Below are 23,573 nucleotides of genomic sequence, written 5' to 3'. Positions count from 1 at the left end.
AGTCCTCCTACTATCTGCACTGTGGATGCAACTTCAGGTCGACTCGCCGGTCGGGTCGCCATCGTCACCGGCGCCAGTCGCGGGATCGGCCTGGCCATCGCCCAACGCCTCGTCGCCGAGGGCGTCCGGGTGGGTCTGACCGCCCGCCGCCCCGAGGCGCTCGCCGACGCGGTCGTCGCCCTCGGCGGCCCCGCGTACGCCGTGGCCGTGCCCGGCCGGGCCGACGACCCCGAGCACCGGGCCGAGGCGGTGCGGCAGGTCGGCGCGGCGTTCGGGCCGGTGGATCTGCTGGTCAACAACACCGGCATCAACCCCGTGCACGGCCCGCTGGTCGAGCTGGACCTGGCCGCCGCCCGCAAGATCCTCGACGTCAACCTCGTCGCCGCGCTGGGCTGGGTGCAGGAGGTCTGCGCCGCAGGCATGACCGAGCGGGGCGGCTGCGTGGTCAACGTCTCCTCGATCGCCGGCCTCGCGCCGTCGCCGGGCATCGCCTTCTACGGCGTGAGCAAGGCGGCGCTCATCCACCTCACCGCAGGTCTCGCCGTCGAGCTGGGGCCGACGATCCGGGTCAACGCCGTCGCCCCCGGTGTGGTCAAGACCCGCTTCGCCGCGGCGCTCTACGAGGGTCGTGAGGACGAGGTCGCCGCGCGGTACCCCCTCGGCCGGCTCGGCGTCGCCCCGGACGTGGCGGGCGCGGTCGCCTTCCTGGCCGGCCCCGACGCCGCCTGGATCACCGGGCAGACGATCGTCTGCGACGGTGGCGTCACGCTGGCCGGCCGGGCCGGATGACACCGTCCGTGCACGCTCGCCGGTGCCTGATCATCGCCTGTCTAGACTCGGCGGGGAGCCGGGCGACGTCGTGGCGGTGAAGGGGCGGGGGCGGATGAACAGGGTCGAGGCCCCGGGGCGGGTGGACGGGCGGACGGCCCGGGCCGAGCGCACCCGGGCAGCCATCGTCGAGGCGCACCTGGCGCTCATCGCCGAGGGCGACCTGCGGCCGACCGGGGAGCGCATCGCCGAACGGGCCGGCATCTCGCTGCGCACACTCTGGACCAACTTCAAGGACATGGAGACGCTCTTCGAGGCCAGCGGCGCCGAGGTGCTGCGCCAGCAGGATGCCGCCTACCGGCCGATCTCGCCCGCGTTGCCGCTGGCCAAGCGGGTCGACGCGTACTGCCGGCAGCGGGCGCGGCTGCTCCAGCTCATCGCGCCGTCGGCGCGGGCCGCGCAGATGCGCGAGCCGGTCTCCGACCAGCTGCACCGCAACCGCCTCAAGCACATCGACCGGGTGCGCGACGAGGTCGAGCACCTCTTCGCCGCCGAGCTGGCGCAGGCCGGGCGGGGGCGCGAACAGCTGCTCAACGCGTTGGTGGCGGCGAGCATGTGGCCGGCCTGGTCGATGCTGCGTTACGGCCTCGGGCTCGGCGTGGACCAGGCCCGCGCGGTGATGTCCCGGACGGTGGGCGCGCTGCTGGCCGAGGTCACGACCGACTGATCCCGGCTCGTCCCCTCTTTCCATCCGGTGACCGATGGGTAACACTGGGACGCATGGTTACTGCATACTCAGTGCAAATAACCGTGTTGCGCGGCCGGGACGACCAGTGCCGGGCCATCCGGGCTCTGCTCGACGGTGTGCCCGGCGGCGGCGGGGCTCTGCTGCTTCACGGCGAGCCGGGCTCGGGCCGGACGGCGCTGCTCTCCTACGCCCACCGGTACGCGAAGGACTGCACAGTCCTCGCCGGGGCCGGGCTGCCCGAGGAGGCCACGCTGCCGTACGCCGGCCTGCAACGCCTGCTCGATCCGGTGCTCGACCGGGCCGCCGCCCTGCCCGAGCCGCGCCGGCACCTGCTGCGCCGGGCGTTGGACGGCGAGGGCTGCCCGCCCGAGCGCCGGCTGGCCCTGTCGGTGGCCGTCCTCGGTCTGCTCGCCGCGGCCGCCCGGGAGCGCCCGCTGCTCGCCACAATGGACGACGTCGACCGGGGTGACCCGCAGACCGCGCAGGTGCTGGCGTTCGTCGCCCGCCGGCTCCGGCACCTGCCGGCGGCCGTCCTGCTCACCGCGGACGTCACCGCCACCGTCGACGGCATCGCGGCGCACCGCCTGCCGCCGCTGGGCGAGCGGGACAGCATCGCCGTCCTGGCCGACCGGCTACCCGAGCGACCCGCCGCGCCGGTCGCGGCCACGCTCGCCGCGGTCGGCGGTGGCAACCCGCAGGCTCTCGTGGACCTCGCCGAGGCGCTGAGTCCCGGGCAGTGGCGCGGGGAGGAGCCCCTGCCGGCCGCGCCGCCGGCGGATGGCGCACTGGCCCGCGCCTACCGGGCCCGGCTCGACCGGTTGCCGCCGGATACCCGCCGGATGCTGCTGCTCGCGGCGCTCGACGACTCGGACGAACCGGCGACCTTCGTGCGCGCGGCCGACGCCGCCGGCCTGGCAGTCGAGGTGCTCGCACCGGCCGAGGCCGCCGGGCTGGTCCGGGTCGAGCCCGGGGGAGTCACGTTCGCGCAGCCGCTGGCCCGCACGATGGTCGCGGCCGGTGCCCCGCTGGCCCAGCGGCGCGCGGCGCACCGGTTGCTCGCGGAGGTTCTCGACCCGGACGGGCAGCGGCTGCTGCGGGCGATGCACCTCGCCGCCGCGACGGCGGGCACCGACCCGGCCCTCGCCGACGAGTTGGAGCGAGCGGCGGCCGGTGGACGCGACAGCTGGGGCGTGGCGTCGGCCGCGCTGTGCCGGGCCGCCGCGCTCAGCGACCACCCGCGCGACGCCGCCGCGCGCCTGCTCGCCGCCGCCCGCTACGCCTGGACCGCCGGGCAACCCGGCGAGGCCCGACTCCTGCTCGACCGCCTCCGCGCGACCTGCGCGGACCCGACCGTCACCGGCCACGCCGGGCTGCTGCGCGGCGAGCTGCAACTGCGCTGTGACGACGCCGCCGGCGCGGCGGCCACGCTGGTGTCCGCCGCGCGTGCGGTGGCCGGGACCGACCGTGCCGTGGCCATGGAGGCGCTGGCGCGGGCCGGCGAGGCCGTGTGCTTCGCCGGTGACCAGTACCGGTACGCGGAGGTCGGCCGCCGGGCGGCGGCTCTGCGGCACCCGAACGACCCGCCGGCCGTGGAGCTGACGGGCTGCCTCGTCACCGGGGTGGCCGCCACGCTGCGGGGTGACCACGAGCGGGCCGGGCCCGCGCTACGCCGAGCCGTCGTGCTGGGCGGCCGGTTGGCCGGGCCGGCGCTGACCCCGACCGCGCTCAGCTGCGCGGCGGCGGCCGGGCTGGTGGTGGCCGTGGACGGCGCCGCGCACCGGCTCGCCGAGCGCGCCGTCGGGTTGGCGCGGGAGCGGGGCGAGCTGTCCATGCTGTCCCGGGCGTTGGAGCTGCGCGCGGTCGCCGAGTACTGGCTGGGGCGGCACGAGGCGGCGGCGGAGACCTCCCGTGACGGGCTGCGGGTCGCCCGCGCCACCGGGCAGTTCAACTGCGCCAACGTCCACCTGGGCATGCTCGCCGTGCTGGCCGCCGTCCGGGCCGACCGGGAGGCCAGCCTGCGATGGATCCGCGAGATCGGCCCGACGCCGACGCCGGGCAGCCGACCACACGCGCTCGCCGGGTGGGCGCTGGCCGTGCTCGACCTCGTCGACGGTCGGCACGCCGAGGCGGCGGCCCGACTGGCGTCGCTGGCCCGGCTCGGCACCGGCCGGGGTCAGGTGCTCGTCCAGGTGATGGCGACCCCGTACCTGGTGGAGGCGGCGGCCCACCTGCCGCACCGGCCGGCGGCGACGGCCGCGCTCGCCGCCTTCGACAGGTGGGCGAGCAGCACCGCGAGCCCGCTGCGGCGGGCGCTCTCGGCCCGGTGTCACGCGCTGCTCGCGCCCCGGGGCGGCGTCGAGGCGGAGCAGGAGTTCCGGACCGCGCTGCGACTGCACCCGACGGAGGACGGCGCGTTCGAACGGGCGCGCACGGAGCAGCTCTTCGGTCAGGAGCTGCGGCGCAGCCGGCGTCCGCGGGACGCCCGGGGGCACCTGCACCAGGCCCGGGAGACGTTCACGTTGCTCGGCGCGGATCGCTGGGCCGAGCAGGCCACGGCCGAGCTGCGTGCCGCCGGGGAGTCGGTCGGTCCGCCGGACCTGCCGGCGGCGCGGTTGCTGACCGGTCAGCAGCTGCGGATCGCGCAACTGGTCGCCGAGGGCGCGACCAACCGGGAGATCGCCGCCCGGATGTTCCTGTCCACCCGCACTGTCGACCACCACCTGCGCAACGTCTTTCACCGGCTGGGCATCCGCTCCCGTACCGAGCTGGCCCGTACCTTCGCCGCCGAGCCGCACGCCGGTCTGGCCTCCGACAGGTGAGCGCGCAACGGGGACGGTCCGGTCTGGACGGCGTAAACTATCACCGCTAGTTTATCCGTCATGGAGCTCACCCTGTCCGCCGAGCAGACGGCGGTCCGTCAGCTCGCCGCCGAGTTCGCCGACCGGGAGTTGACGCCGCACGCCGCCGCGTGGGATCGGCGCGAGTCGGTCGACCCGGCCATCGTCGGCAAGCTCGGCGACCTCGGCTTCCTCGGGCTGACCATCCCCGAGTCCGACGGTGGCTCCGGCGGCGACCACCTCGCGTACTGCCTGGTCCTTGAGGAGCTGGGCCGGGGCGACTCGGCCGTGCGTGGCATCGTCTCCGTCTCACTCGGCCTGGTCGCCAAGTCGATCGCCGCCCACGGGTCGGCCGCGCAGCGGGCCGAGTGGTTGCCCCGGCTCTGCTCCGGGGCCGTGCTCGGCTGTTTCGGGCTCACCGAGCCGGACAGCGGATCCGACGCGGCCGCGTTGCGCACCCGCGCGGTCCGCAACGGCGACGACTGGCTGCTCACCGGCACGAAGACGTTCATCACCAACGGCACGACCGCCGACGTCGCCCTGATCTTCGCCCGCACCGGCGGTCCCGGCCACCGGGGGATCACCGCGTTCCTGGTGCCCACCGACAGTCCGGGCCTGACCCGCCGCGAGATCCACGGCAAGCTCGGCCTGCGCGGGCAGGCCACCGGCGAGCTGCGTCTCGACGACGTACGGGTGCCCGACGCCGCCCGCCTCGGGGCCGAGGGCGCCGGCTTCCGGCTGGCCCTGGCCACCCTCGCCAAGGGACGGATGTCGGTGGCGGCCGGCTGCGTCGGCATCGCCCAGGGGTGCCTCGACGCGGCGGTCGGCTACGCCGGGCAGCGGACCCAGTTCGGCAAGCCGATCGCCGGTCACCAGCTCGTCCAGCAGCTGCTCGCGGCCATCGCCGTCGACACGGCGGCCGCCCGCCTGCTGGTCTGGCAGGTCGCCGACCTGATCGACCGCGACCAGCCGTTCGCCACCGAGGCGTCGATGGCGAAGCTCTTCGCCAGCGAGGCCGCCGTCCGCGCGGCCAACAACGCGGTCCAGGTCTTCGGCGGGTACGGCTACATCGACGAGTACCCGGTCGGCAAGTACCTGCGCGACGCGCGGGTCGCCACCCTCTACGAGGGCACCAGCCAGATCCAACAGCTCCTGATCGGACGCGCGCTCACCGGCGTCAACGCCTTCTAGCTCAAAGGACATCCGGATGCGAGTCTTCACCTCTGTCGACGAGCTGACCACCGCGGTCGGCGAGACCCTCGGGCCCGGCCCCTGGCAGCGGATCGAGCAGGACCGCGTGAACCTCTTCGCCGACGCCACCGACGACCACCAGTGGATCCACATCGACCCGGTGCGCGCGGCGGCCGGACCGTTCGGCGCCACGATCGCGCACGGCTACCTGACCCTGTCGCTGTTGCCGGCGTTGGCCGGTCGGCTGTACCGCGTCGAGGGGGTCGCGATGGGAGTCAACTACGGGCTGAACCGGGTGCGCTTCCCCGCGCCGCTGCGGGTCGGCGCCGCCGTGCGGGCCACCGCCGTCATCGCTGAGGTGTCACCGGTCAGCGGTGGGGTGCAGATGGTCACGGCGGTGACGGTGGAGAGTGACGCCGGGGGCAAGCCCGTGTGCGTCGCCGAGACGGTGAGCCGCCTCTACGGCGAGGCGAGCCGCTGACCGGTGCGGGGGCGGGCGACTTCTGTCGCCGCCCCCGCAGCCCGTCGTCTGTCCGGCCCCGAGCGGCGCCGCGTTGGTTGCGCCGCCGCTGCTTGCGCTGCGCTGCCTGGCGTTACCGGCGCGGGGTCAAGGACCACCAGCGGGCCCTTTGCTCTGCTTCAACCGACGCAACAGTGAGAGCCCGTTTGTGTTGCGTGGGTTGAAGCAGAGCAAAGGGTGTGGGGAAGGTGTGCCCGCCCCCGCGTCCCGCTGCCGGTACGAAGGTCAGGCGACCGCGCAGGCGGTGCCGTTGAGCGCGAAGGCGGACGGCCGGCCGGTGTTGCCGGTGTGGGTGGCCTGGAAGCCGATGTCGACAGACGTGTTCGGGGCGATGGTGCCGTTGTACGAGACGTTGCTCGCGGTCACCGCCCCGCTCGACGGGGAGTAGCTGGCGTTCCAGCCGCCGGTGATGGTCTGGCCGCTGGGCAGGGTGAACGTCAGCGCCCAGCCGTTGACCGCGCTGCTACCGATGTTGGTCACCGACACGGCAGCGGTGAGCCCGTTGTTCCAGGCGTTGACCGTGTACGTGACCCGGCATCCCCCGGACGGCGCGGTCGTGGGCGGTGCCGTGGTCGGCGGCGCGGTCGTGGGCGGTGCCGTGGTCGGCGGTGCAGTGGTGGGTGGCGCGGTGGTCGGTGGCGCGGTGGTCGGCGGCGTGTCGCCGCCGATGCTGCCGGGCACCGTGCGCAGCGCGTCGTACCAGGCGACGGCCATCTTGCGGTAACCCGTGGCGTTGGGGTGTACGCCGTCGGCCAGGTCGCTGAGCGTCAGCGCGCGGTACATGTCGACCAGGTGGACGCGCTTGCCGGCGGCGGCCCGGGTCTGCACGATCCCCGGGATCGCCGCGTTGTAGCCGCGGACCTGGGTGTCCGCGCCGGACTTCGGGATGATCGTCGCGACGAACACGTCCGCGTTCGGTGCGGTGTTGGTGATGCGATCGACCAGGGTGGCCAGGCGGGCCGGAGCGCCGGACGTGTCCCCGTACATGTCATTGGTGCCGATGTGCAGCAGCACGGTCCGCGGGTTCGTGGCGCGCAGCCAGTTGACGATGTTGGCGTCGATCTGGGCGATGGTCCAGCCGGAGTGGCCCTCGTGGTCGTGGTCACCGAGACTCGCCGGGCCGTTGAACCCGGAACCGACGAAGTCGATCCGGTATCCGCCGGAGACGAACCGGTTCCAGAGTTCGATGCGGTAGCCACCGGCGACGTTGAAGCCGTCGGTGATCGAGTCGCCGAGGGGCATGACACGTACCCCGCCGTTGGACTCGGCGCTCGCGGGCGTCGTCGCCACCGGGACGGCGGCGGTCATGGCCGCGACGGCGGCCAGGGCCGCCCACCACAGTCGGGCCCGGCGGGGCCTCGACGTCGGCGCGGTGGTGGCGGGCGGTGGGGGGACGGGGTTGCCAAGGGTCGGTTTGCTCATGGGGCTTCCTCAGGTGGTGGGAGCACGACAGCGGCGGCCCACCGACGAGGCGGAACCGCGCGGTACGCGAGAGTGAGCTGCGCGAGGACCAGGAACCCGGACGTCATCACACCGCTGGTCGAACGCTCTGGTCATCGACGGTCGGAGGCGACGGATCGATGAGCCCCGGCCGGGATGTGCCCTGCACCCCGCCTGGACGCACCATAGCTTGTTATCGCTAACACCGGCAATGGATCGAACGTCGACGATGCTCGGGAGTGGACGAGGCGGTCAGTCCCGGCCGGTCGTGTCGGTCGGCGCGAGCCGCGCGGCGAGCCAGCGCAGCTGCCGCCGGACGTGCACGGCCTCGCCGCCCTCGTGGCCGTTGAACGGGTAGACGTGCATCTCCCGCTCGGGCGGGACGGGTTGTCCGGCCGCGGCGCCGTACTGGTTGTAGGCGGCGAAGCCGGTGCTCGGCGGGCAGACGGTGTCGCGCAGGCCGATCCCGAAGTGCGCCGGCGCGGTCGCCCGCCGGGCGAAGGTCACCCCGTCGACGTAGGACAGAGTGTGTCGGACCGCGTCCTCGGCCTCCCGGTGCACCGCCAGGTAACGGCCGATCTCACCGTACGGCGAGACGTCGCTGAGTGTGATGGCGCGCTGGACGTCGCAGAGGAACGGTGCCGTCGCCAGCACCGCCGCGAGGTCGTCGACGAGGCCGGCCACCGCCAGGGCCAGGCCGCCGCCCTGGCTGTTGCCGACCACGGCGATCCGGTCCGCGTCGACCCCGGGCAGGGCGCGTACGGCGTCGACGGCCCGGACCGCGTCGGTGATCAGACGTCGGTAGTGGTAGTCGTGCGGGTCGAGGATTCCCGAGGTGGCCGGCCAGGGGCCGCCGGGCCTGCCGTGCGGGTCGGCCGTGTCACCGGCGCCGTGCTGCCCCGCCTGGCCCCGGTTGTCCATCAGCAGGTGCGCGTACCCGGCGACCGGCCAGGTCAGCCGCTCGTGCGGCAGGCCGCGTCCGCGCCCGTAGCCGGCGTACTCCACCACGGCCGGCAGCGGTCCGGGTACGCCCGCGGGGCGGGTGTACCAGGCGCGCACCGGGTCACCGCCGAAGCCGGCGAACGTGACGTCCCAGGAGTCGAGCAGGCGGAGGTCGGTGGGCTCGGGGCGGACGTCCACCAGCACCGGACGGGCGGCCGCCTCGGCGAGGGTGTTCCGCCAGAACCTGTCGAAGTCCGCGGGCTCGGCGACGGTCGGCACGTATCGCGCAAGCTCGTCGAGGGCGGGGTCGGAGTACGGCACGGGTCCTCGCAGGGTCAGGGCTGCTGGGCGGGGGGTGCGGTGCTCTCCCGGACGACCAGCTCGGTCACCAGGTCGATCCGGCTGGTCGCCGGGCCATTGCCGGCGATCAGGTCGAGCAACATCTGGGTGGCGATGCCCGCCATGTCGCGCAGCGGCTGGTTGATGGTGGTCAGCGCCGGATAGGTCCAGGTGGCGACGGGCAGGTTGTCGTACCCGATCACGGAGAGGTCCTCGGGGACCCGCAGGCCGCACTGCCGGGCGGCCCGGAGCACCCCCATGGCCTGGGTGTCCGAGCCGGCGAATATCGCCGTCGGCCGGTCCGGCCGTCTCAGCAACTCGAGCCCGTGGGCGTGCCCGGCGCCGGCCGAGAAGCTGCCGTAGCGGACCAGCTCGCGGTCGACGGTCAACCCGATCTCCTCGTGCGCGTGCTGGAAGCCCGCGGCGCGGGCCCGGCTGCACAGCACGTCGGGCGGCCCGGAGATGACGGCGTTTCGTCGGTGACCCAGCTCCAGCAGGTGGCGAGCGGCGAGCAGGCCGCCGTTCCAGTTGTTCGACCCGACGGTGGGCACGGAGGCCGAGGTCGCGCTGTCGGTGTCGATCACGACGAACGGGACGCCCTGGCGGCGCAGCTGCTGTTGCTGCGTCTCGGCCAGGTGGCACAGGACGAGCAGCACGCCCAGCGGGCGTTGGCTGAGCAGCGTGTCGAGCCACCGTTGCGGTGGCCGGTGCGCGCCGTCGAGTTGGGACACCGCGAGGCCGATGCCGGCGATGCTGGTCACCGCCTCGGCGCCGCGCAGGACCTCCATCGCCCAGCCGGTGTCGAACTCGTGGAACACCAGATCGATCCGCCCCGCGCCGGACGACCGCCGCGCACGGCGCTGGTACCGGTGCCGGTCGAGACTCTCCTCGACCCGTGCCCTGGTGCCGGCGGCGACATCCTCGTGGCCGTTGAGGACCTTGGACACCGTTGCCACCGACACGCCGACGTCGTGGGCGATCGTCGCGATGGTGGTGGAGGCGGGTGGGTCGAGCGGGCGGTGCTCTGTCATCGCAGCCTCATGCAGCGTCGAAATTTTCGGAAGACCTTAACACGACCAGCCGGTCATGACGGTCGATGTGGCCGCAGGTCGGGCGCGGCCGCAGCGGTTCTGGGGCCCGGTCATGACTGAGCGCTATGGGCGGTGCCACTGGCCGTACGAAGGAGCCGCCTCGCAACCAATCGAGCCCCTTGACTACATCCCGGCGGTGGACTTAGGTTGCCGAAAAGGTTGCTTGGGTTTCCGGAAAGTTTCGGATCGCACACCGTCCGCCACGGACCGGTCCCACGAGGGTGCGGGAACGTGGCCGGAGCTAAGGGGTCTCGGCATGAGAAGTCAGCTGCCCGCCGACGGCGAACCGGCGTCGCGCGACGCCACACCCTGGCGGGACGCGCGGCTGTCACCGGCCGAGCGGGCCGAGGCGCTGCTCCCGCTGATGTCGGTGCAGGAGAAGATCGCCCAGCTCGTCGGCGTCTGGGTCGGCGCCGACGCCTCCGGCGAGGGCGTCGCTCCCCACCAGTCCGACATGGTCGCCGAGACGCCGGCCTGGGACGACGTCATCTCCCACGGGCTGGGCCAGCTCACCCGGCCGTTCGGCACCGCGCCTGTCGACCCGGTGCTCGGCGCCCGGTCGCTGGCGGCGTCCCAGGCACAGATCGTCGCCGCCAGCCGGTTCGGCATTCCCGCCCAGGTGCACGAGGAGTGCCTCACCGGGTTCGCGGCCTGGCAGGCCACCGTCTACCCGACCCCGCTGGGCTGGGGCGCGTCCTTCGACCCCGACCTGGTCCAGGAGATGGCCGGCCGGATCGGCAGGTCCATGCGCGCCGCGGGCGTGCATCAGGGGCTCGCGCCAGTCGTCGACGTCACCCGCGACTACCGCTGGGGCCGCACCGAGGAGACGATCGGGGAGGACCCGTACCTGGTGGGAACGACCGGCGCGGCGTACGTGCGGGGCCTGGAGAACGCCGGCGTGGTGGCCACCCTCAAGCACTTCGCCGGCTACTCGGCCTCCCGGGGTGGCCGCAACCTCGCCCCGGTGTCGATGGGACGCCGCGAACTGGCCGACGTCATCCTGCCGCCGTTCGAGATGGCCCTGCGCCTCGGCGGCGCGCGGTCGGTGATGAACTCCTACGCCGAGATCGACGGCATGCCGGCCGCCGCCGACGAGCAGCTGCTGACCGGGCTGCTGCGCGACGAGTGGGGTTTCACCGGCACCGTCGTGGCCGACTACTTCGCCGTACGGTTCCTGCAGACCCTGCACGGTGTCGCCGAGGGCGCGGCCGACGCCGCCCACCTGGCCCTGCGCGCCGGGATCGACGTCGAGCTGCCCACCGTGGACGCCTTCGGCGGCGCGCTGGTGGAGGCCGTCCGCGCCGGCGAGGTCGACGAGGCGCTGATCGACCGGGCGTTGCGTCGGGTGCTGATCCAGAAGATCGAGCTCGGCCTGCTCGACGAGGATTGGCGCGAGTTGCCCGAGGACGTCGCGGACCTGCGCCTCGACGACGAGGCCAGCCGGGACGTCGCCGTACGCCTGGCTCGCGAGTCCGTCGTCCTGCTGCGCAACGACGGTGTCCTGCCGTTGCCCATCGCGAGCCGGGTCGCCCTGGTGGGTCCGGTCGCCGACGATCCGATGGCCATGCTGGGCTGTTACTCCTTTCCCAACCACGTCGGCGTCAACCACAGCGACCACGGCATGGGCCTGGACATCGCGTCGCTGCGCGAGGAACTGGCCCGCCGCGTCCCCCTGCTCACCCACGAGCCGGGTTGCACCATCACCGGCGAGGACACCTCGGGCATCCCGGCCGCGGTCGCCGCGGCCAGCGCGGCCGACGTGTGTGTGCTCGCCGTCGGCGACCGGGCGGGAATGTTCGGCCGGGGCACCTCCGGTGAGGGCTGCGACGCCGCCGACCTGCGCCTGCCCGGGGTGCAGGCCGACCTCGTCCGGGCCGTCCTCGCCACCGGCACTCCCGTCGTGCTGGTGCTGATGACCGGCCGGCCGTACGCGCTCGGCCCGGAGTTCGACACCGCAGCGGCCGTGGTGCAGGCGTTCTTCCTCGGCCAACTCGGCGCTCAGGCGCTCGCCGAGGTGCTCATCGGCGCGGTGAACCCGTCCGGGCGGTTGCCGGTCAGCGTCCCGCGCGACGCCGGCGGCCTGCCGGGCACCTACCTGTCGCCGCCGCTCGGGCACCGCAGCAAGGTGTCCTCGATCGACACGACAGCGGCGTACCCGTTCGGCCACGGCCTGAGCTACACCAGCTTCGAGTGGTCCGACGCCACGGTCGTGTCGCCGGCGGACGGGACCGAGGGCGGGACGACCGCCTGGCCGGTCGACGGCGAGGTACGGGTGCGGATCACCGTCCGCAACACGGGTGACCGGGCCGGCACCGAGGTGGTGCAGCTCTATCTGCACGACCCGGTGGCGCAGACCACCCGCCCGGTGAACCGGCTCGTCGGCTTCGCCCGGGTGCCCCTGGAGCCCGGGGCGGAGGCGCACGTGACGTTCGGCGTACCTGCCGACATCGCGTCGTTCACCGGTCGGTCCGGCCGGCGCATCGTCGAGCCCGGCGCGGTGGAGCTGCGGTTCGGGCGGTCGAGCGGGGAGATGGCGGCGGCCGTGGCGCTGCTGCTGACCGGGCCCGAGCGCCAGGTCGGCCACCAGCGGGCACTACTCACGTCGGTGCGGGTCGAGCCCCTGGTGGCCGTACCGCACTCCGCATAGGAGGCGAGGATGACATCCGGAACGTTACGGCCACCGCCACCGGCGCCACCCGGCGCTCCGGCGGAGGCCGCCGTCGGGGCGCCCCGCGCGCCGCGCCGTCGCCGCACCTGGCGGCAGGCGCTGCGCCGGGACTGGCAGCTCTACTCGCTCGCCATCGGGCCTCTGCTGTTCTTCCTCGTCTTCCGGTACCTCCCGATGATCGGCAACATCATCGCGTTCCGCCGGTTCAAGCCCGGCGGCAGCATCTTCGGTGAGTACTGGGTGGGGCTGCGGTACTTCCGGATGTTCCTCGCCGACCCGACGTTCTGGGACGTCTTCACCAACACGCTGGTGCTCGGGACGCTGACCCTGCTGTTCTGCTTCCCGCTGCCGATCGTCCTGGCGCTGCTGCTCAACGAGGTGCGCGCCCGTCGCCTGCGGCGGTTCGTCCAGTCCGTGTCCTACCTGCCGCACTTCCTGTCGATCGTGATCGTGGCGGCCATGGTCATGCAGTTGACCTCGGTCGACGGCACCATCAACCAGATCGTGCAGGCCACCGGCGGCGACGCGGTGCCGTTCCTGCAACGGGCCGAGTGGTTCCGGACCATCTACGTGTCGTCCGAGGTCTGGCAGACGGTCGGCTGGGGCACCATTCTCTACCTCGCCGCGCTCACCACGGTCGACGACGACCTGTACGAGGCGGCCCGGATCGACGGCGCCAACCGGTGGCGGCAGACCTGGCACGTGACGCTGCCGGGCATCCGCCCGACAATGGTGACGTTGCTGATCCTCAACATCGGCAGCTTCATGGCCGTCGGGTTCGAGAAGATCCTGCTGCTCTACAACCCGCTGACCTATCCGACCGCCGACGTTCTCTCCACGTACCTGTTCCGGATGGGCTTCGGGTCCAGCAACTTCAGCTACGCCGCCGCCATCGGGCTGTTCGAGGCGGTCATCGGGCTCACGCTGGTCCTGACGGCGAACCTGATCGCCCGCCGCACCGTGGGGACGAGCCTGTGGTGACCGTCGACGCGGCCGACACGGCCAGCGGCAGCGACCTGCCCGCGCGTGCGCGGCCGCGCGGAATCCGCCCGACCCGGGGCTACCGCGTGTTCCAGGCGTGCAACGCGGTAGTGCTCACCATCGTCGTGGTGGTGACGCTGTTCCCGTTCGTCAACGTCGTGGCCCGCTCGCTCAGCGACGAGCAGTACATCATCGCCGGCAAGGTCAACCTCGTGCCGCGCGGCTTCAACCTGGACACCTACCGGCTGGTGCTGAACGACTCGCTGTTCTGGACGAACTACCGCAACACCGTCTTCTACACGGTCGTCGCCACTGTCATCTCGATCGTGCTGACCACCTGTTACGCCTACGTGCTGTCCAAGAAGCACCTGCGCGGCCGTACGGCTCTGATCGGTATCGCGGTGTTCACCATGTTCTTCACCGGCGGCCTGATCCCCAACTACGTGCTGGTCACCAGCCTGGGCATGAAGAACACCGTCTGGGCCATCGCGGTGCCCAACGCGATAAACGTGTTCAACCTGCTGGTGATGAAGGCGTTCTTCGAGAGTCTGCCCACGGACCTGGAGGAGGCCGCGGCCGTCGACGGGCTCAACACGTACGGCATCCTGCTGCGCATCGTGCTGCCGTTGTCGAAGGCGATCGTCGCCACGATGGTGCTGTTCTACGCCGTTGCCTTCTGGAACTCCTGGTTCGCCGCCTTCCTCTACATGGACCAGCAGGAGCTGTGGCCGGTGACCGTCTATCTGCGCAACCTGATCGCGGGGGCCACCGGCGCGGAGAACGTCGGCGTCATCGCCGAGGCCGACGAGGTGCAGGCCGACGCGACGCTCAAGGCCGTGACGATCGTGCTCACGACCCTGCCGATCCTCGCTGTCTACCCCTTCGTCCAGCGGTACTTCGTCCGCGGCGTGATGCTCGGCGCCGTCAAGGGCTGACCGGCACGTCCACCATTTCCCTTCACCGAACCCGAAAGGACCGCCATGCTCCACCGATCGTGGCGCCGCGCCGCGACAGCGGCAGTAGCCGCGCTGCTCGCGGCCAGCAGTATCGCCGCCTGTAGCGAGGACTCGTCCGACGCCAAGGACCTGTCGGAGAACCGGGCCGGTGCGATGGCCGACTACGGCATCGGCAAGCAGTTCAAGGCGAGCGAGCCGGTTTCCTTCTCCATCCTCTACAACAACCATCCGAACTACCCGCTGCGCGAGGACTGGCTCTTCTGGAACGAGCTGAAGTCGCGGGCCAACGTCACGCTCTCGCCGGTCGCCGTGCCGCTGAGCGACTACGAACAGAAGCGCAGCCTGCTGATCGGTGCCGGCGACGCTCCGATGATCATCCCGAAGACGTACCCCGGCCAGGAGGACGCCTACGTCTCCTCCGGGGCGGTCCTGCCGGTCAGCGACTACCTGGACCTCATGCCGAACCTCCAGGACAAGATCTCGCGGTGGAACCTCAAGCCCGAGATCGACACGCGACGTCAGGAGGACGGCAAGTTCTACCTGCTGCCCGGCCTGCACGAGAAGCCGTGGCAGGACTACTCGCTGGCGATCCGCACCGACATCCTCGACGAGCTGAAGCTGAGCCCGCCGAAGACCTGGGACGAGCTGTACACGGTGCTCAAGGCCATGAAGGCCAAGTACCCGAACGTGTATCCGTTCTCCGACCGGTGGAGCAAGCCCAACCCGGCCGGCAACCTGCTCAACATCCTGGCCGTGTCGTACGGACTGCAGGGCGCGGGCTGGAACTTCCAGCACACCTCCTGGGACGCGAACGCCAAGAAGTTCGTCTACACCGGCGCCACGGAGCAGTACAAGCAGATGCTCCAGTACCTCAACAAGCTGGTGTCGGAGAAGCTGCTCGACCCGGAGAGCTTCACCCAGACCGACGAACAGGCCCGGCAGAAGCTCGCCAACAGCAAGTCCTTCGTGATCAGCGCCAACGCGCAGGCGGTCGTGAACGACTACCGGCCCGACCTCGCCAAGACCAACCCCAAGGCGAAGATCGCCAAGATCCCGCTGCCGATCGGGCCGGCGGGTGAGGTCAACCCCGCCAGCCGGTTGGAGAACGGCGTGATGATCTCCTCGAAGGCCCGCGAGAGCAAGAACTTCGTGGCGATGATGCAGTTCATCGACTGGCTCTGGTATTCCGACGCCGGTCAGGAGTTCGCCAAGTGGGGCGTCGAGGGAACGACGTTCGTCCGGGACGCCGCCGGCCAGCCCAAGCTCGCGCCCGACGTCAACGTCATCGGCCTGAACCCGAAGGCACCCAAGCATCTGCAGAAGGACTTCGGCTTCTACAACGGCGTGTTCGCCTACGGTGGCAAGCCGGAGCTGGTGCAGGGCTTCTTCTCCCCGGAGGAGCAGGAGTTCCAGAAGGTGCTGAACGCCCGTCCGCCGGTCGCGGTGCCCCCGCCGCACCCCCTCAGCGACGAGGAGCGCGAGCAGGCGTCACTGTGGGAGACACCGCTGAAGGACGCCGTCTACCAGGCGACCCTGCAGTTCGCGCTCGGCCAGCGCGACCTCTCCCAGTGGGACGCCTACCTGGCCGAGTTGAAGGGCAAGAACATGGACGCCTACCTGACCATGGTCAACAAGGCGTACGACAGGTACCAGAAGGACCACGGCTGACCGTCGGCCGGTCCGGTCGTGCCCGTCACGACCGGACCGGCCGCGCACCGTCAGCCGCGCACCGCACCGGCCGCGCACCGCACCGAAGAGGACGAGATGACGCGCATGACCGTGTCGGCGGATCCGCAGGGCCGCCTGTCCGATGCCTGGCGCTTCGCCGTCGGCACCGGCCGTTTCGAGTTGGCCCTGCGCCGCGACTACCAGGACTCGCTGGCGCTCATCCAACGCGACATCGGGTTTCGGCACATTCGCGGGCACGGGCTGCTCAGCGACGGTGTCGGTGTGCACCGCCCGTACGAGTACGCCGGCGAGCGCCGGGTGCACCACTCGTTCACCTACGTCGACCAGGTCGTCGACGCGTACCTCGACCTGGGCATCCGCCCCTTCGTGGAGCTGGGGTTCATGCCCAGCGGCCTCGCGTCGGGCGACCAGACGGTGTTCTGGTGGCGGGGCAACGTCACGCCACCGGAGTCCCACAAGGAGTGGGCCGACCTGGTCCGCGCCACGGTCGCCCACCTGGTCGACAGGTACGGGATCGACGAGGTCCGTGGCTGGCCGATCGAGGTGTGGAACGAGCCGAACCTCGCCGACTTCTGGGCGGGCGCCGACCGCGACGCGTACCACCACCTGTACGAGGTGAGCGCGCACGCCGTCAAGGAGGTGGACGCGTCGTTGCAGGTCGGCGGCCCGGCGATCTCGCCCGGGGCGGACGGGTGGCTGGCGCCGTTCGCCGAGTTCGTCACCGAGCGGCAGGTGCCCGTCGACTTCGTCAGCCGGCACGCGTACACCTCCGGCCCGGCGCGGCACGTGCCGTTCGGCACCCACCAGTCCCTCGCCCCGGCCACGGATTTGCTCACCCAGTTCGCCGCGCCGCGCCGGCACCTGGCCGGCACCGCGCTGGCGGACCTGCCGGTGCACATCACCGAGTTCAACTCCTCCTACCGGCCGGACAACCCGATCCACGACACGGCGTTCCACGCCGCCTACCTCGCACCCGTGCTGGCCGCCGGCGGCGACCTCGTGGACTCCTTCGCGTACTGGACCTTCAGCGACATGTTCGAGGAGGCGGGGATCCCGACCGCGCTGTTCCACGGCGGGTTCGGCCTGCTCACCCACCGCCAGATCAAGAAACCCACCTACCACCTGTACGCCTTCATGGCCCGCCTCGGCCCGGAGGTGCTGGCGCGCGGCGACGACCACCTGGTCACCCGCCATCCCGACGGGCGGGTGGCCGTGCTGGCGTGGGCGCCGGTGGACGTCACCGGACGGTCACCGGCACCCGACCGACACCCCCTGGCGCTGTCGATTCCGCTCGGCTCGCCCGCGACGACCTCGGCGTTCCTGCTCCGCTCGTCGGTCGGCGAGGAGGCCGGCAACGCCTGGGCGGCGTGGGCCGAGATGGGCCGCCCCCGCTCGCCGGGCGTCCGGCAGCTCGACGCGCTGCGGGAGGCGGCGGAACCGTCGCGGACGCACCGTGCCCTGCCGGTCGCCGCCGGCCGGGTCGAGGTGGACCTCACCCTCAGCCGGCACGAGGTCACCCTCCTCGAACTGACTCCGGTGGTGGACGAGACCCCGCCGTGGTGGGACGCCGACGGCCTGCTGGGCGCCGAGCCGGGGGACGACCGATGAGCACCGCGCACGCCTGGCGGCAGTTCGGCGACGGGCCGCTGTCCCGGTTCGCGTCCCGCGTCTACACGCTGCTCGTGGTCGAGGTGCTGCTCCTGGTCACCACACTGCCCGGCCTGCTCCCGCTGCTGCTGCTCGGCCGCGACCCCAGCAACCTGCCGCTTGTCGCGCTCCTGCTGCTGCCGGTCGGTCCGGCGGTCTGCGCGGCCCTGTACGCCCTGCGCCACCAGCGGCCCGACCTGACGGACCTGCGGCCCGCCGCCCTGTTCTGGCGGGGCTACCGGAGCAACGCCACGGGCGCGCTGCGGGTCTGGGCGCCGACGTTGCTGTGGCTAACCGTGCTCGCGCTGAACCTCGCCTATCGAGATGCGGTAGGCCTCGGGAGGTGGTGGGTGGTGCCGCTGGTCCTGATCGCCGTCGGGGTGACCCTCTGCGCCGCCAACGCGCTGGTGATCACCTCACTGTTCGAGTTCCGCACCCGCGACGTCCTGCGCCTGGCCGTGCACTTTCTCGTCCGTACCCCCGGGGTCACCGTCGGCAACGCCCTGCTGCTCGCCGCGGCGGCCGGGGTCACCGCGGTCTTCTCCGAGGCCGTCCTGGTGCTGCTCGCCTCGGTCGTGGTGCTGGCGGTCCTGCGCGTCGGCGACCCGATGATCCACCTGATCCGGAAGGAGTTCACCGCATGAGCCTGCCCGCGACCGCCGAGGTGCGCTTCGGCCGGGAGGACGCGTGAACGCGCACGAGTCGATGCACCTGGAGGAGCCGGTGTTCGTGGCGGAGCCGGGCGACATCGAGGAACCGCGGGTACACCCCGCCTGGCTCCCACCGGAGGCGTTCCGCGCGCTCGGCGCGCGCCGCGTCCTCGTGCACGGCGACGGGCTGCTCGTCGACACCGTCCTCGACGAGGTGACCCGTGCCTGCGCGCGCTACGGCGGGCGGGTCTGGCATTCGCCCTCCTGGGACGTCGACGTCGACCTGGTGCTCACCCTGCGCGACGCCGACGAGCTGCCCAGCGCCGCGGTCGAGGCGGCGCGGTCGGCGGGGGAGGCGGCGCTCGTCGACCTGGGCGACGGTGCGACGCTCGGCGACGAGGGGTTCCTGCTGGCCCGTGCCGGCGAGACGACTGTGGTGCTCGCCGACGCGCCCGCCGGCCTGCTGTACGGGCTCTTCCACGTCGTACGGCTCTGCGCGGCGGCCTTCGACCCGGCCCGCCCACCCGAGCTGCACCGGCCCGCGCTGCGCCGCCGGATGTTGAACCACTGGGACAACGTGGCCGTGCACCCGGTGATGGGTCAGGTCGAACGGGGGTATGCGGGCGGCTCGATCTTCTGGGCCGATGGCCGTCCGCGCGGGGACCTGGCCCGGATCCGGGAGTACGGGCGGCTGCTGGCCGCCAGCGGGATCAACGCGATCTCGGTGAACAACGTCAACGTGGGTCACGCCGAGGCGCTGCTGCTCACCGACCGGCTCGGCGACGTGGCGCGGATCGCGGACGTGCTGCGCCCGTACGGCATCCGGGTACACCTGTCGGTCACCTTCGCCGCGCCTGTGGTTCTCGGTGGACTGTCGAGCGCCGATCCGTTCGACGAGGAGGTACGCGCCTGGTGGGCGGCCACCACCCGGCGGGTGTACGAGCGCATCGACGACTTCGGCGGCTACGTGGTGAAGGCCGACTCGGAGGGGCAACCCGGCCCGTTCACCTACGGGCGCGACCACGCCGACGGGGCGAACCTGCTCGCCGAGGCCCTCGCCCCGTACGGGGGAGTGGTGCACTGGCGGGCGTTCGTCTACAACCACCACCAGGACTGGCGGGACCGCTCCACCGACCGGGCGCGGGCGGCGTACGACCATTTCGCCCCGCTCGACGGGCGGTTCCGCACCAACGTGGTCCTGCAGGTGAAGTTCGGCCCGGTGGACTTCCAGACGCGGGAGCCGGTCTCGCCGGTGCTCGCCACCATGCCGGCCACCCGGATCGCTGTCGAGTTGCAGGTCACCCAGGAGTACACGGGTCAGCAGCGGCACGTCTGCCACCTCGGGCCCTGCTGGAGCGACGTGCTGCGCTTCGAGCCCTGGGGCCCGGGCGGGCGGACGATCGCCGACCTGGTCACCGGGGAGGCCGGCAAGGGCGGTGGCCTGGTCGCCGTCGCCAACACCGGCGACGACCCCTTCTGGACGGGGCACCCGCTGGCCCAGGCCAACCTGTACACGGTCGGCCGGCTCGCCTGGGATCCGCTGCTCGACCCGACGGCGGTCCTCGACGAGTGGATGACGTTGACGTTCCCGCCGTCGGCGACGGCCGAGCCGGAGCTGGTACGACGGACACTGCACGAGATCATGGACGACTCGTGGCGGACGTACGAGCGGTACACCGCCCCGTTGGGCGTCGGCTTCATGGTCCATCCCGGCGACCACTACGGCCCCGACGTCGACGGGTACGAGTACTCGCGGTGGGGCACCTACCACTTCGCCGACCGGGACGGCGTCGGCGTGGACCGCAGTCGCGCCTCGGGCACCGGCTTCGCCGGCCAGTACCCGCCCCACTGGGCGCAGGTGTACGAGTCGCCCCGCACCTGCCCGGACGAGCTGCTGCTCTTCTTTCACCACGTCCCGTACACGCACGTCCTGCACAGCGGCTCCACGGTCATCCAGCACATCTACGACACCCACTTCGCGGGCGTCGAGGAGGTGGCGGTGATGCGGCGGCGGTGGCAGACCCTGAACGGGATGATCGATCCGGCCGTGTACGAACGGGTGGCCGAGCGCCTCGACGAGCAGCTGCGCTGCGCCACCGAGTGGCGGGATCAGATCAACACGTACTTCTTCCGCAAGTCCGGGGTGCCCGACGAGCGGGGGCGGCGCATCCACTGACCCGGCCGGCCCGGCCGGGCCGGCCGGAGCATCGGCGCCGGCGCGCTCACCAGGGGTGCACGGTCCCGTCCTCCAGCCGGTTCACCGGCAGGTACGCGGGCGCGTACGGGTAGCGGGCCGCCGCCTCCTCGTCGATGTCGACGCCGAGGCCGGGGGTCTCGGCGGGGTGCAGGTAGCCGTCGGCGTAGTGGTAGCCGTGCGGGAACACCTCGTCGGTCTGCGCGGTGTGCCGCATGTACTCCTGCAGGCCGAAGTTGGGGATCGAGATGTCGAGCTGGAGCGCGGCGGCCATACACACGGGCGACAGGTCGGTGGCGCCGTGTGAGCCGCTGCGGACGTGGTGCAGCGCGGCGAGGTCGAAGATGCGACGCAGGTGGGTGATGCCGCCGGCGTGCACCACCGTGGCCCGGATGTAGTCGATGAGCTGTTCCCGGATGAGCTGCGCCGCGTCGAAGACGCTGTTGAAGACCTCGCCCACGGCGATCGGGGTGGTGGTGTGCTGCCGGATCAGCCGGAAGCCCTCCTGCAGGTCGGCGGGGACCGGATCCTCCATCCAGGTCAGCGCGTAGGGCTCCAGGCTCTGGCCGAGCCGGGCCGCCTCGATGGGCGTGAGCCGGTGGTGCACGTCGTGCAGCAGCCGCAGGGTGGGGCCGAACTCGTCGCGGACCCGGGCGAACACGGTGGGCACGTGGGCCAGGTAGCGCGGCGTCGACCAGGTGGCCTCGCTGGGCAGCGCCGCGTCGGCCGGCTCGTAGAAGAGCTTGTCGGCGCTGACCCCGTACGTCTTGGGCAGGCCCGGCACGCCGCACTGCACCCGGACCGCCCGGTAGCCGAGGTCGACGTAGCGGGCGACCTCGACCAGGACCTCCTCGACGGTTTCGCCGTTGGCGTGGCCGTACACCGTGACGCCCTCGCGGGACCGGCCGCCGAGCAGCTGGTAGACCGGCAGGCCCGCCACCTTGCCCTTGATGTCCCACAGCGCGGTGTCCACCGCGGCGATCGCGCTCATCGTGACCGGCCCGCGCCGCCAGTACGCGCCCTGGTACAGGTACTGCCAGGTGTCCTCGATCCGGGCCGGGTCCCGGCCGATCAGCAGCGGCGCCACGTGGTCGCGCAGGTACGACGCGACGGCCAGCTCCCGGCCGTTGAGGGTGGCGTCCCCGACGCCTGTGACGCCCTCGTCAGTGACGATCTTGAGGGTGACGAAGTTGCGGCCCGGACAGGTCACGATGACCCGGGCGTCGACGATCTTCACTCGATCTCCTTCGTGCCCGCGGGAGTCGCGTGAGGACGCTCGCAGGGGGTGCGTGCGAGGGCGGTCTGCCTATCGGGAACGTGCCGATAATATCCCGCCGGCTGCCGGTGGTGAATGGTGTTGCTGAGCGGGGAGTGCGTGCAGGTGACGGCCCAATCCCTTGCACCGAAAGGTTTCCGGGAACCTTGACAATCGAGTGCGCTCGATCGAAGCTGACATCGGTCACGCGAGCCGCGGTCACGGTCGGGCGAAGGGCAGTCCTCGACTCACCCCCCTTCCATGCGCCATTCTCCCGAGGAATCGCGAACCATGACACTGAAGACAAGGCTGCTCGGCGTCCTCGCGGCGGTCGCGACAGTCGCCGCCGCGGCGCTGACGTTCGCCAGCCCCGCGTCGGCCGCGACGCTCACCCAGGTGACCGGCTTCGGCAACAACCCCACAAACCTCCAGATGCACCTGTACGTCCCGGACCGGGTCGCATCCCGGCCAGGAATCCTGCTCGCCCTGCACTACTGCACCGGGACGGGCCCCGCCTTCTACTCCGGCACGCAGTACGCGTCGCTCGCCGACCGGTACGGATTCATCGTCATCTACCCGTCCGCGACCCGCAGCAGCAAGTGCTGGGACGTGGCCTCGCCGCAGGCGCTGCGCCGAGGTGGCGGCAGCGACCCGGTCGGGCTCATCTCGATGATCGACTACGTGAAGCAGCGGTACTCCGCCGACCCGGACCGCGTCTTCGCCACCGGCACCTCGTCGGGCGCGATGATGACCAACGTCATGCTCGGCGACTACCCGGACGTGTTCGCGGCGGGCGCGTCCTTCGCCGGGGTGCCGTTCGCCTGCTTCGCCACCGGGGGCACCTCGGAGTGGAACAGCGAGTGCGCGAACGGGCAGTCCATCAAGACCGCCCAGCAGTGGGGTGACCTGGTCCGCGGGGCGTACCCCGGCTACACCGGCCGGCGACCGCGGATGCAGATCTGGCACGGCACCAGCGACGAGACGCTGCGCTACCCGAACTTCGGCGAGCAGATCAAGCAGTGGACGAACGTGCACGGTCTCAGCCAGACCCCGACGTACACCGACTCCCCGCAGTCCGGGTACACCCGCACCCGGTACGGCAGCAGCGGCCCGATGGCGCCGGTCGAGGCGATCAGCATGCAGGGCGTCACGCACAACATCCCCGTCGACGCGGCCCAGGTGATCCGCTTCTTCGGGCTGGACGGCACGCCGCCCCCGACGACGGCGCCCCCGACCACGCCGCCCCCGACCACGCCTCCGCCGACCACGCCTCCGCCCACGACGCCGCCTCCGACGACTCCGCCGCCGACCACGCCGCCGCCGGGTGCGGGTGCGTGCCGCGTCGGATACACGGTCAACGCCTGGAACTCGGGTCTCACCGCGAGCGTGATCATCACCAACACCGGGACCGCAGCCGTCAACGGGTGGGCGCTGACCTTCACGCTGCCCAGCGGCCAGGCCATCACCAACGGCTGGAACGCCACCTACTCCCCGACGAGCGGAGCGGTCACCGCCCGCAACGTCTCCTACAACGGCACCATCGCGCCGAACGCGTCGGTCGAGATCGGGTTCCAGGCCACCCACACCGGCGGCACCGGCAAACCGTCGTCGTTCGCGCTCAACGGGGCCACCTGCGCCGTCTCCTGACCACCCACCA

At 72.1% G+C, this 23,573-nt stretch carries 17 protein-coding genes; 13 read left to right on the top strand and 4 right to left on the bottom strand.

The features are described 5' to 3' along the window. Positions 1 to 21 precede the first annotated feature (21 nt). The 5 genes from AB0B39_RS10015 (at position 22) to AB0B39_RS09995 (ending at position 6,025) form a co-directional block, all read left to right on the top strand. Positions 22 to 789, top strand: a complete 768-nt coding sequence (locus AB0B39_RS10015) for an SDR family oxidoreductase (protein WP_357492383.1) — start codon at positions 22 to 24, stop codon at positions 787 to 789. A gap of 94 nt (positions 790 to 883) precedes the next feature. After that, complete coding sequence (locus AB0B39_RS10010; protein WP_234588875.1) at positions 884 to 1,495, top strand: TetR/AcrR family transcriptional regulator; 612 nt, start codon at positions 884 to 886, stop codon at positions 1,493 to 1,495. 53 nt (positions 1,496 to 1,548) lie between these two features. After that, complete coding sequence (locus AB0B39_RS10005; protein ID WP_357574049.1) at positions 1,549 to 4,335, top strand: AAA family ATPase; 2,787 nt, start codon at positions 1,549 to 1,551, stop codon at positions 4,333 to 4,335. Between the two features lie 60 nt (positions 4,336 to 4,395). Continuing rightward, on the top strand, positions 4,396 to 5,544 hold the full coding sequence (locus tag AB0B39_RS10000; RefSeq protein WP_357574048.1) for an acyl-CoA dehydrogenase family protein: 1,149 nt from the start codon (positions 4,396 to 4,398) through the stop codon (positions 5,542 to 5,544). Between the two features lie 16 nt (positions 5,545 to 5,560). After that, entirely contained in the window at positions 5,561 to 6,025 is a 465-nt protein-coding gene (locus AB0B39_RS09995) for a MaoC family dehydratase (RefSeq protein ID WP_357492377.1), read from the top strand. A 264-nt stretch (positions 6,026 to 6,289) separates the two neighbouring features. Here the strand turns inward: AB0B39_RS09995 and AB0B39_RS09990 are convergent, their stop codons facing one another. The 3 genes from AB0B39_RS09990 to AB0B39_RS09980 all read right to left on the bottom strand — a co-directional run bounded on the left by AB0B39_RS09990 (position 6,290) and on the right by AB0B39_RS09980 (position 9,816). Then, positions 6,290 to 7,486: a cellulose binding domain-containing protein gene (locus AB0B39_RS09990; RefSeq protein WP_357574047.1), complete on the bottom strand. Its 1,197-nt coding sequence runs from the start codon at positions 7,484 to 7,486 to the stop codon at positions 6,290 to 6,292. Positions 7,487 to 7,756: 270 nt separating this feature from the next. Then, a complete protein-coding gene (locus AB0B39_RS09985) occupies positions 7,757 to 8,767 on the bottom strand; it encodes an acetylxylan esterase (RefSeq protein ID WP_357492373.1) in 1,011 nt (336 codons plus the stop codon). A gap of 14 nt (positions 8,768 to 8,781) precedes the next feature. Beyond that, positions 8,782 to 9,816, bottom strand: coding sequence for a substrate-binding domain-containing protein (locus tag AB0B39_RS09980; RefSeq protein ID WP_357492371.1), 1,035 nt, complete (start codon positions 9,814 to 9,816; stop codon positions 8,782 to 8,784). Positions 9,817 to 10,132: 316 nt separating this feature from the next. On the opposite strand from AB0B39_RS09980, the gene AB0B39_RS09975 reads away from it, so the two are divergent. From AB0B39_RS09975 to AB0B39_RS09945, 7 genes are all read left to right on the top strand, one after another. Further along, positions 10,133 to 12,523, top strand: coding sequence for a glycoside hydrolase family 3 N-terminal domain-containing protein (locus AB0B39_RS09975; RefSeq protein WP_357492369.1), 2,391 nt, complete (start codon positions 10,133 to 10,135; stop codon positions 12,521 to 12,523). A gap of 9 nt (positions 12,524 to 12,532) precedes the next feature. Then, positions 12,533 to 13,525, top strand: coding sequence for an ABC transporter permease subunit (locus AB0B39_RS09970; protein WP_357492367.1), 993 nt, complete (start codon positions 12,533 to 12,535; stop codon positions 13,523 to 13,525). Beyond that, on the top strand, positions 13,522 to 14,460 hold the full coding sequence (locus AB0B39_RS09965; protein WP_357492365.1) for a carbohydrate ABC transporter permease: 939 nt from the start codon (positions 13,522 to 13,524) through the stop codon (positions 14,458 to 14,460). The genes AB0B39_RS09970 and AB0B39_RS09965 overlap by 4 nt, the downstream gene beginning before the upstream one ends. Positions 14,461 to 14,505: 45 nt before the next feature. Then, positions 14,506 to 16,149: an extracellular solute-binding protein gene (locus AB0B39_RS09960; RefSeq protein WP_357492363.1), complete on the top strand. Its 1,644-nt coding sequence runs from the start codon at positions 14,506 to 14,508 to the stop codon at positions 16,147 to 16,149. A gap of 96 nt (positions 16,150 to 16,245) precedes the next feature. Beyond that, positions 16,246 to 17,778, top strand: a complete 1,533-nt coding sequence (locus AB0B39_RS09955) for a xylan 1,4-beta-xylosidase (protein WP_357574046.1) — start codon at positions 16,246 to 16,248, stop codon at positions 17,776 to 17,778. Next, complete coding sequence (locus AB0B39_RS09950) at positions 17,775 to 18,461, top strand: hypothetical protein (RefSeq protein ID WP_357492359.1); 687 nt, start codon at positions 17,775 to 17,777, stop codon at positions 18,459 to 18,461. Before AB0B39_RS09955 ends, AB0B39_RS09950 begins: the two co-directional genes overlap by 4 nt. Before the next feature lie 43 nt (positions 18,462 to 18,504). Further along, on the top strand, positions 18,505 to 20,643 hold the full coding sequence (locus tag AB0B39_RS09945) for an alpha-glucuronidase (RefSeq protein ID WP_357574045.1): 2,139 nt from the start codon (positions 18,505 to 18,507) through the stop codon (positions 20,641 to 20,643). A 46-nt stretch (positions 20,644 to 20,689) separates the two neighbouring features. On the opposite strand, the gene manD is transcribed toward AB0B39_RS09945, so the two are convergent. Then, a complete protein-coding gene (gene manD, locus AB0B39_RS09940; protein WP_357492355.1) occupies positions 20,690 to 21,898 on the bottom strand; it encodes a D-mannonate dehydratase ManD in 1,209 nt (402 codons plus the stop codon). 309 nt (positions 21,899 to 22,207) lie between these two features. Between manD and AB0B39_RS09935 the strand changes: the two genes are divergently transcribed. Further along, on the top strand, positions 22,208 to 23,563 hold the full coding sequence (locus AB0B39_RS09935; RefSeq protein WP_357574044.1) for a PHB depolymerase family esterase: 1,356 nt from the start codon (positions 22,208 to 22,210) through the stop codon (positions 23,561 to 23,563). Positions 23,564 to 23,573: the final 10 nt, after the last annotated feature.

Source organism: Micromonospora sp. NPDC049114, assembly GCF_040648635.1.
In the GTDB taxonomy this organism is placed as follows: Bacteria; Actinomycetota; Actinomycetes; order Mycobacteriales; family Micromonosporaceae; genus Micromonospora.
The sequence above is the reverse complement of the archived record's forward strand: the minus strand, read 5'-3'. Positions and strand labels throughout refer to the sequence as shown.

Coding starts and splice junctions, on each gene's coding strand:
- AB0B39_RS10010 (WP_234588875.1), top strand. CDS start 884: ATGAACAGGGTCGAGGCCCCGGGGCGGGTGGACGGGCGGACGGCCCGG.
- AB0B39_RS10005 (WP_357574049.1), top strand. CDS start 1,549: ATGGTTACTGCATACTCAGTGCAAATAACCGTGTTGCGCGGCCGGGAC.
- AB0B39_RS10000 (WP_357574048.1), top strand. CDS start 4,396: ATGGAGCTCACCCTGTCCGCCGAGCAGACGGCGGTCCGTCAGCTCGCC.
- AB0B39_RS09995 (WP_357492377.1), top strand. CDS start 5,561: ATGCGAGTCTTCACCTCTGTCGACGAGCTGACCACCGCGGTCGGCGAG.
- AB0B39_RS09990 (WP_357574047.1), bottom strand. CDS start 7,486: ATGAGCAAACCGACCCTTGGCAACCCCGTCCCCCCACCGCCCGCCACC.
- AB0B39_RS09980 (WP_357492371.1), bottom strand. CDS start 9,816: ATGACAGAGCACCGCCCGCTCGACCCACCCGCCTCCACCACCATCGCG.
- AB0B39_RS09975 (WP_357492369.1), top strand. CDS start 10,133: ATGAGAAGTCAGCTGCCCGCCGACGGCGAACCGGCGTCGCGCGACGCC.
- AB0B39_RS09970 (WP_357492367.1), top strand. CDS start 12,533: ATGACATCCGGAACGTTACGGCCACCGCCACCGGCGCCACCCGGCGCT.
- AB0B39_RS09960 (WP_357492363.1), top strand. CDS start 14,506: ATGCTCCACCGATCGTGGCGCCGCGCCGCGACAGCGGCAGTAGCCGCG.
- AB0B39_RS09955 (WP_357574046.1), top strand. CDS start 16,246: ATGACGCGCATGACCGTGTCGGCGGATCCGCAGGGCCGCCTGTCCGAT.
- AB0B39_RS09950 (WP_357492359.1), top strand. CDS start 17,775: ATGAGCACCGCGCACGCCTGGCGGCAGTTCGGCGACGGGCCGCTGTCC.
- AB0B39_RS09935 (WP_357574044.1), top strand. CDS start 22,208: ATGACACTGAAGACAAGGCTGCTCGGCGTCCTCGCGGCGGTCGCGACA.